Origin of the sequence: Streptococcus sp. 27098_8_74 (genome assembly GCF_041431705.1) — a bacterium.
Classification (GTDB): domain Bacteria; phylum Bacillota; class Bacilli; order Lactobacillales; family Streptococcaceae; genus Streptococcus; species Streptococcus salivarius_E.
The window spans coordinates 1-9,097 of the sequence record NZ_JAPVYF010000043.1 but is presented as its reverse complement, the minus strand read 5'-3'; the positions used below and the strand labels follow the sequence as shown (position 1 = coordinate 9,097).

The following is a 9,097-nucleotide window of genomic DNA, read 5'->3' as shown; positions in this document are numbered from 1 at the left end:
ACGCACCCTCATAAACTAACTCATAACCATTGTCTTTCAACCAATCGTGTTCTGAATCGGTATCTACTGGAGAACCAGATTCTTTAGCACCACCGTCAACAAGGGCATAGTATAGAGCAGATGAATGGTCATAGCTATCTGGCCCAGTACGAGCATCACGAGAATACTTGACCTTCCCTAGCTTATCCTTATACCACTTGATAGCCTTATCAGTATCAATAGACTTCTTGTCTTTATCACTGTCTTTTTTGCTATCCTTGTTGCTAGAGTCACTTGATGAACTGCTTGAACTGCTATCGTTATCATCGTCTTCGTTGTCGCTATCTTCTTCATCGTCGTCACCGTCATCATCATCTGAACTTTGACTACTTGACGAGGAGTTATTGGAAGAAGCTCCACCACCAAACGCCTTTTGGAACTTGGCATCATCGTACTTATATTTACTTGCTTCGAAGACTTCCGCAAACTTCCTTGCATCCGCCTTCTTCTGGTCTGGTTTGACATAAGCCATATTACCTCGTTCGTAGGCATTCCATGACATAGCAGTTTCATCGATATTGGTTTGTTTCGCAAACTCCTGGAATGACCAGTTATGGCCAGATTCGTCATAGGCTGGGTTCCAGTCACCTTTTGAGATGGCATCGATAACGAAGGCAACCATCTTATCAGCATCTTCCCAATCAGGACTATTAAGAGGTGCATATTTCGTGTAGGGGTCAAACTGGAAGATTCCACCACCACCAAGTGTGTTAGATGTCCCACCTGTCGTTGGAACAGCTCCCTTAGAAATGGAGTCATTGATACCACCACCATAATGCCCTTGGGCACGTCCAATGATGTCATAGCTCCCTTCAGAGTTTGCCCAACCAACAGCACCTGCTGCAGATTCCCCAGACAGTCCCGCATTCACAAAAGCCATAAATACTTTGTGGGCATTTTCATAGGCTTTTGTCCCTTTTGTAAAGGGATCAGAGTCGCCTGCAGATGATGAGTCAGTTTTAGTAGAAGTCGATTGAGGCTTAGAGCCATCATCGTCTTCTTCATCATCGTCTTCTTCATCGCCATCTTTTTGGTAGGTTACACATTGGGCGTTAGTCTTGCTACCTTTCCCACCGGAAGTACTAATTGTCCCCATTAAACCAGTGATAATTGCAATTAAGATAACCGCAAAAGTTAAAATAGTTCCTATAATAATGGTTGTCTTCACTCCAAAAATCGTTAGAAGAACACGAGCAGCTTTATCACCTATTCGTTTCAAATATCTTAGTCACCCCCTTAATGAAGTAGTGCGGTTAGCCAATACCAACCAAATACAAGTAAAAGTCCTAGGGCAAGAAAGATACTTTGTTTAATGAATTTTCGATTTCGTTTTTGTTGTTGCTTTCGCATCCAAAATGAATCTTCATCTGAGTAATAGTCTTTGTGACGTTCCACTTGCAAATTATAATAGTCTGTCACATCCTCCTTGACACTGGATAACCTTTCTTTCCCACGCGCAATGAGACCTTGTTTTTTCTCTTGTTCACGTGAGATACTGTCTTCACCAAAACCGCCATAGTAGGTATCGTAAAACGCTGAATAATCTACTTGCTCTTCGAGGCTTTCCGGATAGACTTGGTCTTGATAACCATTAAGAGAATCTAGTTCTAGCTCACGTTGAATATACTGACCATCTCGTTTAAAACGATAAGATACCATATATTAAAACCTCCTTAAGCCAATAATTGGCATTTTTTGTGGAGCAATATAGAGTTTATCTGTTACTGTTACCTTAGAAAAAGGTACACCTTTAATTCTGAAAGTACGGTGTAACTCTTTAACAACGAGACCAGCTTTATAATCTTTTTCCGTCACTTCTTCCTTATAGAGTTCTTCATAAGCTGACACCTGAATCAAGTCTAGGAGACGATAAGCAGATTGATAAGCATAATAATTACTTCGATTAGCCAATCTCTTTTCAAAAAGAGGTGAATATTCCTTTGAGAAAAATGATACGATCTTAACAGCACGTTTTCTATGGTTATATTCTAGTTTGGTCATAACCCATGCAAGCCCCCAAGTCACTAGTGTGATAAAACCCCAGGTATTCATCAAACAGATTGGAAGAAGACTAAACATAAGGATACGCTTTGCTTTCTTGATACGTTCACGTCTCTTACCAGTAAGTAGCTGATAAATGGCTACAATCAAGGCACAGAACACATATGGTGTATAGGCAATAGCCATAAAATGAATACCGTAAGCAAATAAAAGTGTCTGATAGAGCATGAGATAGCTATAAAAACCAACCAAACCAAGAACTAAACTAATAATGAAGGAAACTATCCTAAAGAAACGTAGTGTCTTAATGTCATAAGCTATATTGTTAACCCATAGTGACATTTGCATTAGTGTGGTCATTGATTAATTTTCCTCCTCTGGTGCTTCTTCTGTTTCAAATATTCTCGACTCAAATCGAGCTGGTTCTTGGTAGATAATCATGGCTGAGTACTCATCCACTTGCTGACTTCCAAATAAGCCACATAAACTACTTAAAAGATGTGTTTTTCGCATCTGATAAGTAATATCAACAACACGACAGGTCTTTTTGTAAGCCAAGATCTCTAAGTAATCATTTACAATTCTTTCCAAATCATGCGGATTATCCTCTGTCAGAATTTTAGTTTGTAGTTGGAATGCCTCATCAGAATATGGTTGCTGTAGGTTCATTGTATTTCCCCCTTTCACCATTTCTAAGGTAAGAATGCATAGCGAACATGTTCATCATACGGATACTTCCCATAAGACCTATTATCCGCTAGTTGATGGTTGAAGACTAAGTTCTTGACAGAAGCAATATTTAGGAAGAAATCACCATCTCTTAAATATTTAAGTGACGAAAGTTCACTCTCGGTCATTTCCCCTTGTAAAGCATCTGCTAGACGAGGGATAGTCAAATCACCTAATTGAGAAAAGACACGATACGTCATCATAGAGAAAATCGCGCGTGTCGCTAAAACGTAGTCCACTGCGTCCGTAGAGTTTGCATTCAAAAGAATGTTATCTAATGAACTCATTTCCATAATAAATGCGGAATAGTTACTACTTACATTCTCAATCAAATCCTTTAAAAAGTTAAGAGACTCTGAGTAACGATAATTAAAGAGCTTATGTGCTCCGTTAATGGTAATAATGCTATGAGGTCGTTGGCTCTTATCACCCCCGATAATCCCTCTACGGAAATACTCAGATACCCTTCTACCATTTGCTACAGCGTATGATGAAATGATAGATAACACTTGGTAAAGCTGAATATTAAGAAGTTCAGTATCTTGAATCCCAGAGAGGTCAAAGGTCACAACTTGTTCATTTGAGAAATCTTCAAACTGTGAGGTCGCATTTAAGAAGCGATAATCCCCCAAGAGACCAGAGAAAGCATTATACAGGCTGTCATAACTTTCAGCATCAATTTTATTCCCCTCTGCGAGTTTATCCTCTTTAAGCTTGTTTAAGCGTTCTACCCAATGAGATAGAGTCGGATAATCTTCTGGAATAACATTCGTAATCGTTAAGTCTTCTTGGTCCATGACTTCTGCATTACGGTTCCACAGACTACGGTCTTCATAAAAGTCGTTTAAAGCAGACGACAAATTATTGAGGTCAGAATTCTTTAACCCTGGATCAAGAATTTGAGCCAAAGCACGTAGTTTATTACGGTGGGCATAGAAAGATTGAACCTGGTCAGTTGTTTCTCCATCTGCAGAGGAAGCCGTCGCAATAATTTGCATGAGGTTAATATGATTTCGATTATTAGTACCAGACATCTTAACATATCGACCACCTTGAAGTTCCGTAAGTTCTTTTAAGTTACCAGTAAGGTCAATATTAAAAATGGTATGGCCTTTAGCAAAATAGGTATCAATCAAATTACCTAACAGTTTCATTTTCCCGTTTCCTGCTCCGGCAATCAGCATTGATGGAATTTTACGTTCCCTATCTTCATGCAAAAGGTCAAAGTTAACCACACCACCAGTACGTGTTTCTCCCAAGTAAACACCATAGGTATCCATTAAGTTTGTATGGTTAAAAGGATAGCCAGCACCTAAATCCCAAACGGATGCTGCTTGCCCTTTTCGACGTAGTGGGGTGTCTTCCAAACGAGAAGCTGGGATAAAGGCTGTATGATATTCGACGTCTTGCATGCCATCTGAAGAAGAGATAGAATACTGATTCAACTGTTGCTTGAGGTCAGCTTCTCGTTCTACCAGTTGATCCAATGTGTTTGCAGCTAATAAAAAGCGCGTATGAATTTTTTTAGAAGGAACATTATTACCAAGTTTTTCGCGATAGTCTAACAAAGAACTAATACGCATCTTATCATCTGCATCTTGTGCAGCCTTTGTGTTTTGCGTTGCTAACATATTAGAGATAGCTTTTGAGGCCAATTCTGACATTTCGCTATTTGACGCATGTTCTAAAGACATAAAGCTGATAACATTATCAACAAGCATTAAATCGCTCATCCAGAAGTCAGGTAAACCGTGTTCTGGGTATCGGTCATATGGAACATGAGCAATCTTATAATAACCGTTTGCTTGTCTCCAATATCTATCATCATATTTAAAATCTGGAATATCACTTTGAATCCTACTAATAAGATTGAGGTCATAACCCTCTCGAATATATTTCTTGATTTTTCGTGAACTTAAATCCATGTAAACTCCTTCTAATACTGGTTAGGCGAAACATTCAGTGAATCATTAAAGTTGTAATATTGAGTCAACAACTCTTCCTTCTTTTCAACAGATACAACTTTTGGGCTAAATCCGTGGTTTGAGGCAATCGTTAGTGTGGTACGTGTATTGGAATCAATTTCAGCCAAAGTATCTCCAAACACCCAAATAAAGAACTCGATATTTTGTTGATTGATCGCAATGACTTGTTGGACGAGATATTTTGTTTTCAAAATATCTTCTCTTTGTCTAAGCTGATAAACTAGTCTCTCTTTATGTGAAATCGTATCAATGTCATCACCATCATTAACAATCAATTCTGGAGCGTTCTGTTCTTGTTTGACTTCATCTAGCAGACGTAGCAATTCGTTAGATTGACTTGAGACATCTGTTGGCAATTTTGTTGTCTGGATCATCATGTCAAAGGCAGTCCCAGACAGAAAAAGAGTGAATCCTACTTTAATAGCTGCTTGTTCTTCGTTAGACATCGCTTGAATATCTTGCCCAAACACCTCAAAAATCTGCACATATCCTGAATAGCCATTAGCTAATCGTATCGGTTGATTAGGATAGCCATATAGGATAGACTTCACATCAGTTATCGCAACAGTGTCTAAAAAATCTTTACGTTTCTTCTTATTAAGTGGAACATACACAAATTCCTCTCCGGCACGTTCACCAAGGTCGATACTTTCATATTGTGTTTGTTTTTCCTTCTTCTTAGCTTGTTTACTTTTACGTGCCTCTTCTTTTTCTTGTTTCTTAAGTTCTTTATTTCGTTTTCTAAGTTCTTTTTTTGTCAATACTGGTTCTTCAATTAAACCTGGCATATCATTTCCTCCATAAACATTATTCTTCCCTATTCTACAAAACACTATAGGGTGTTCGTAACCCAGTGACACCTATTAGCTACTCATACTTCTCCATGATTTTGACTATTTACTTCCATTTAGGGCTCTCTGTCCTTGTCTAGCTACTTAAAAACTGTTACAATCAAATAAATACAAACGCAATAATCTTTTTTAGGAGGGTTTTAGGATGCTAGACTTTTTACAAGATTTTTATTTTTCACTTTATATAAGCACTTGGACCTCGTTTAAATGGTTACTTTTTTCAGTCCTGATTGGTATCGCTTGCTTCTTGCTTACGCTTCTTTTTTCTACGATAAGTGAGGCGGCAGAAACGATTTGGTTTAAATTTTCTTTGTCTCTAACTGGAATATTTGCTCTGTTTTGTTTATTCATGACACTTCACGGCATCATCCACTCAATAGGAATCCTAGTAGGTGCTGTTTCTAGTTTCTTTTTCCCAGTATTTGGCTTATTCATTATCTGTGGAATTATCCTATTCATCATCAGTCTTTTTAATCCATTCTTCCTCTTCTTCTTAGTTAAGAAATAAAAAACAAGCCATATTAAAGGCTTGTTTTTTTGAGACTATTATCACAACTCACCGTCTTCTCCAGCATCAAATTTCTGGAATCGACTATCACTATCTAAGCTATTTTTCTTTGGTAAGCTTTGAGTCGGAGGAGTAATGTTTGAAGTATCCCCCTTTGGAGTAATTCTTCCTGCTCCACCAGTACTATTTAAGATTTTATCTCTAACATTATCTCTAGAGCTTGTGTAGCCTTTCCCGAAACTGCTTGAGAAGTCTCTCTTAACGGATTGACCAGCATTCCTGAATTCATTTCCGACAACTTCTTTACCAGATTTAACAGTCTCTTTGAATCTTCTAGACACATTGCGTCCAGTTGCACTCACTGACTGACCAACAATCTCTCTATACTTAAGACCATGAGCTCTTCTATCTGCCATTGCATTCCAAGTACCTGCTACAGTACCAGCAGTAGCACCAGCAGCAGTTAAGGCACCTCGTCGGATATTGTTTGCAGTTGCTCCTACTGCACCTCCAGCATCCCTAAGACCGTTGATACCACTACCAACGCTATTCTTGAGGTGATTAAAGCCACTTTGATTTCGTCTGCCAGTAGTTGGATTATACCTACCTACAGCGAAGTTTCTAGCACCACCACCCATTTTACTAGCAGCCATAGCACCAACAGCCATTGTAGCGACTCCAGCCTTAGTTCCACTTGAAAGGTTAGTATCAATACCTATCCAGCGTTCCAAAACTTTTGAGCCTTGAGAAACCGCAAGATAAACACCAAGATAAACCGCAATTGTCGCAATAGCATGTTGGAATGGATCCAATCCGTCATAGAAACTTCCACCCAGAGTTTTCTTAGCAGCAGCAGACGCTCCTGAACCTAGATTGAGTTTCACTTCGCTATAAGTAATTAAGAACCATTGAGCTACTTTAACGAATAGTAGTTGGAACCAGATGGCAGCAATTCCTGTCATAACTTCCTGCCAAACTTCCAAGATTCTCATACTATTTCCAACTGCTGCATAAGAAACAAGTGGTGAAATAATTACTGTTATAAGCGTTTTGAAAATTACTCGTACCGTAGTTACTAGCAATCCGACAAGAAGAAGCAAAAGAATAATTTGCTGAGTTATCAGAGCTATCCAATCAACCTTATAGCGAGCATAAGTTGGTAAGAAAGCAGTATTATCAAAACCAAGGAAATAACCTGATTTTGAAGTAGTGACTCGTGCATAGGCTATCTTACCATCTGCATAACGAATAGTGTTAAGCGTGGACCTCATTACATCAGAGAATCCATTGTAAGGTGATTTTGCCTGATTATCTTTCCACTCAGATTCCTCTTTCCAACCAGTAAAAAATATTTTACTGGTTTGAAGAAGAGCAGTTATTGGATTAGATAAGGCTATACCATTTTTTACTTGTTGCCCCCAATCAACCGAACCGTCTTCTCGCACTCCTACGAACTTAGCTATTGAGGATACTCGTCCTTCACGTCCAGAATAATACTGCAACATAGCCTTATTGGTTGGTCCATAGGTTTCAGTAAAATTGGTGAACCAAATATTACCATCTGAAATGGTATTCCAGTTTTTATCACCCGCTATAAAATGAGTATCTTCATTATAGCCTAACTTATCTGTATCAAAATCCATTGCATACAGCATTTCGAGGTCAACCGTATTGCTCCTAAATGGGGTTACAGAAAGCGAAACACTTTGACCACTGCCAGTTATGTCATAATAGGCTAGTCCCACGGTATCCTTTGCTATAGCACTACCAAATTTTGAAGCAAACACCGGAAGTGCAGTTACAGAAAATGTTACCAGCATAATATGATTGAAGAATTCTCGGTACCTGAAAGGTGCTCCTGCCATAGCCATTATAAGACGAATGAGCGTTACCAGAACAAATAAGGCAATGCCAACGATTTGAAGCCACTTATAAACCTGCCCAACAAAGCTATCGGACTGACTAATATAGTCAAACATCCCGAATAACTTAAACATGTTGAGGTATGCTTTCTCAATCGCATAACTAAAACTATAGATACCTTTTGAAAGCATCTCGGGAATAAAGCCAAAGGCTATAAATACCCCAGTTGTTGGATGTAGGTATTGGTCCCATTGTGCATAAAAGGATGCCAATAATAGTTCCTTGTCTTTGTCACCTCCCCAACCTTTAGAACCAACTTCATTAGGCCAATCTTTAGATTGAGAGATCATATCTGACAGGGATGGCCAGACCTTCCCTTGTTCAATCTCAATTGTTGCTTCTGCACCCATAGGTTATCCCTCCTTGTTTTCAGTTTTTTCAGCTGAAGTTTCAGTAGAAGGAGATGTTGGAGTTGCAAATGCTGTTGTTGTCGGTTCAGTTGTAACCACCCAACCTTGAGTAGCTGATGGTTTTTTCTTAACATTGAAAGTAACTCGACGAACTGTCGTTTTTTGAGCCTCATCCGTTGTACCAACAACGTATGTAACCTCATAGGTATCTTTCTCATTCTTAACAAGTTCAACTTTCTCTAACATTGTGCTAGAAACAGTCGCTACCTCTGGGTTAGTAAATTTAGCGTCGTTATTATCCAAGTAAGCCTTAAGCTTATCCTTGTCTCCTGAATAATAGTATGACAAGAAATAGCGAGCCATGACATCAATTTCATGTTCATGATCTTGTATCATTGTAAGACGCTCAACTTTATCTGTTGTGGCCACAAGCTCTTTCTTGACGCGCGTGAAATTACTATTATAGACCATTAGCATCAACAATAAGAACACTGACAACGTACAAGAGACAATGGCCAAAATCAATGGCAACTTACTTGGTGGTCCTACTTCTTCATCTTCATACACTCTGCCTGTTTTCTCCTTCCGTTTCTTGGCTCCAGCGACTGACTGTTTATGCTTATCCTTGTTTGACATAAGACGATTTGGAAGTTCTCCTTCAATCGTTCCTGGTTTTGGATAAGGTGGCATATCAACAGGAGACAAGCCTAA

At 38.9% G+C, this 9,097-nt stretch carries 8 protein-coding genes and 1 pseudogene; 1 reads left to right on the top strand and 8 read right to left on the bottom strand.

The genetic code is table 11. The features are described 5' to 3' along the window. The 6 genes from O3670_RS10530 to O3670_RS10505 all read right to left on the bottom strand — a co-directional run. Positions 1–1,258: phage tail tip lysozyme (locus tag O3670_RS10530; protein WP_371596130.1), on the bottom strand; the 1,258-nt coding region annotated here is incomplete at its 3' end. Positions 1,259–1,275: 17 nt separating this feature from the next. Then, a complete protein-coding gene (locus O3670_RS10525) occupies positions 1,276–1,698 on the bottom strand; it encodes a hypothetical protein (RefSeq protein WP_371596129.1) in 423 nt (140 codons plus the stop codon). Between the two features lie 3 nt (positions 1,699–1,701). Beyond that, positions 1,702–2,400 carry a hypothetical protein gene (locus O3670_RS10520; protein ID WP_371596128.1) on the bottom strand — a complete coding sequence of 233 codons (699 nt, stop codon included), beginning with the start codon at positions 2,398–2,400 and terminating at the stop codon, positions 1,702–1,704. A 3-nt stretch (positions 2,401–2,403) separates the two neighbouring features. Beyond that, entirely contained in the window at positions 2,404–2,709 is a 306-nt protein-coding gene (locus O3670_RS10515; protein ID WP_229056665.1) for a hypothetical protein, read from the bottom strand. A 23-nt stretch (positions 2,710–2,732) separates the two neighbouring features. Beyond that, positions 2,733–4,694: a TraG/VirB4 family ATPase gene (locus tag O3670_RS10510; RefSeq protein WP_371596127.1), complete on the bottom strand. Its 1,962-nt coding sequence runs from the start codon at positions 4,692–4,694 to the stop codon at positions 2,733–2,735. Positions 4,695–4,705: 11 nt separating this feature from the next. Next, on the bottom strand, positions 4,706–5,542 hold the full coding sequence (locus O3670_RS10505) for a hypothetical protein (protein ID WP_371596126.1): 837 nt from the start codon (positions 5,540–5,542) through the stop codon (positions 4,706–4,708). A 208-nt stretch (positions 5,543–5,750) separates the two neighbouring features. Between O3670_RS10505 and O3670_RS10500 the strand changes: the two genes are divergently transcribed. Further along, on the top strand, positions 5,751–6,113 hold the full coding sequence (locus tag O3670_RS10500) for a hypothetical protein (RefSeq protein ID WP_371596125.1): 363 nt from the start codon (positions 5,751–5,753) through the stop codon (positions 6,111–6,113). 41 nt (positions 6,114–6,154) lie between these two features. Here the strand turns inward: O3670_RS10500 and O3670_RS10495 are convergent, their stop codons facing one another. Beyond that, positions 6,155–8,386, bottom strand: coding sequence for a DUF8208 domain-containing protein (locus O3670_RS10495; protein ID WP_371596124.1), 2,232 nt, complete (start codon positions 8,384–8,386; stop codon positions 6,155–6,157). 3 nt (positions 8,387–8,389) lie between these two features. Next, positions 8,390–9,097: pseudogene (locus O3670_RS10490) on the bottom strand (hypothetical protein); the annotation flags it as partial.

Bases quoted from the DNA above. Each gene is read 5' to 3' on its own strand.
- O3670_RS10525 (WP_371596129.1), bottom strand. From the start codon at position 1,698: ATGGTATCTTATCGTTTTAAACGAGATGGTCAGTATATTCAACGTGAG.
- O3670_RS10520 (WP_371596128.1), bottom strand. From the start codon at position 2,400: ATGACCACACTAATGCAAATGTCACTATGGGTTAACAATATAGCTTAT.
- O3670_RS10515 (WP_229056665.1), bottom strand. From the start codon at position 2,709: ATGAACCTACAGCAACCATATTCTGATGAGGCATTCCAACTACAAACT.
- O3670_RS10510 (WP_371596127.1), bottom strand. From the start codon at position 4,694: ATGGATTTAAGTTCACGAAAAATCAAGAAATATATTCGAGAGGGTTAT.
- O3670_RS10505 (WP_371596126.1), bottom strand. From the start codon at position 5,542: ATGCCAGGTTTAATTGAAGAACCAGTATTGACAAAAAAAGAACTTAGA.
- O3670_RS10500 (WP_371596125.1), top strand. From the start codon at position 5,751: ATGCTAGACTTTTTACAAGATTTTTATTTTTCACTTTATATAAGCACT.
- O3670_RS10495 (WP_371596124.1), bottom strand. From the start codon at position 8,386: ATGGGTGCAGAAGCAACAATTGAGATTGAACAAGGGAAGGTCTGGCCA.